The sequence below is a fragment of the Geminicoccus flavidas genome, assembly GCF_009806515.1.
Classification (GTDB): Bacteria; Pseudomonadota; Alphaproteobacteria; order Geminicoccales; family Geminicoccaceae; genus Geminicoccus; species Geminicoccus flavidus.
The window spans coordinates 1-1143 of sequence record NZ_WUJP01000576.1 but is presented as its reverse complement, the minus strand read 5'-3'; the positions used below and the strand labels follow the sequence as shown (position 1 = coordinate 1143).

Sequence of the window (1143 nt, the reverse complement as noted above, 5' to 3'; positions counted from 1 at the left end):
GAAGGATTCTTACTACCCGGTCCTGTTCGAGCTGGCCCTGATCCGCCCGGTCCGCTTCCTGTCGCCGGCGGTGCTGACCAGGGGCGAGGCCGGCTTCGCCCCCATAGGCACCGGGCCCTGGCGGCTCGTGGAGACGGCATCCGGCGAATACGACCGGTTCGTGCGCAACGAGACCTACTGGGGCAGTAAGCCCTCATTTGCTGAACTGCTGGTCAAGGTGGTGCCCGACCCGAACACACGGGCGCTGGCCCTGGAGACCGGCGAGATCGACCTGGCCTTCGGCAGCGACCAGCTCAGTGCCATGGCCTTCCAGCGCTTTGCCGCCGACCCGCGCTTTGCCTGCGGGGTCTCGCCGCCCCTGGCCTCACGCAACCTGGCGCTCAACAGCGGCAGGTCGCCCACCGCCGACCTCCGGGTCCGCCGAGCGATCCTGCACGGGGTGAACCGGCGATCGCTGGTCCGAAACGTGCTGCTGGACCTGGAGCAGCCGGCCGAGACCCTGTTCGCCCGCAACTTCCCCTATACCGACGTGCCGCTGAAGCCCTTCGCGTTCGACCGCGAGCTGGCCCAAGCGCTGCTGGACGAAGCCGGCTGGCGGCGGCCCGAGGAGGGGGCGATGCGGGCCAAGGACGGCCAGACGCTCGAGCTCGACTTGTGCTTTGTCGGCAGCGACGCGGTGCAGAAGGCGCTGGCCGAGGCGGTGCAGGCGGAATTGCGGGTCATCGGCATGGTGGTCCGGCTGGTGGGCCTGGACGAGAGCGGCGTGACGGGCCGCCAGCAGTCCGGCGAGTTCGGGATGATTTTCGGCGACACATGGGGTGCGCCTTATGACCCGCACTCCTTCATGAGCTCGATGCGTGTGCCGACCCATGCCGACTTCCAGGCCCAGTCGGGCCTGCCGATGAAGGCGGAGATCGACCGGCGGATCGGCCAGGTGCTGGTCGAGACCGACGAGAAGGCCAGGCGCGACACCTATGTCTGGCTGCTCACGACCCTGCACGAGCAGGCGGTCTATCTGCCGATCTCCTACACGACCTCCAGCTATGTTGCGGGGCCGAGGCTGCAGGAGGTGGACTTTGGTCCGACCGTGAACGAGATCCCGTTCGAGACCTTTCGGCCCGCTTCGGCCAGCCTCTGAGATGC

Annotated in this window: 1 protein-coding gene; it reads left to right on the top strand. The window is 68.1% G+C overall.

Going from position 1 to position 1143, the window contains the following annotated elements:
* Window positions 1–1138 (top strand): nickel ABC transporter substrate-binding protein (gene nikA, locus EQG76_RS16475; RefSeq protein WP_159715391.1); only part of this gene is annotated, 1138 nt, incomplete at its 5' end.
* Between the last annotated feature and the right edge of the window lie 5 nt (window positions 1139–1143).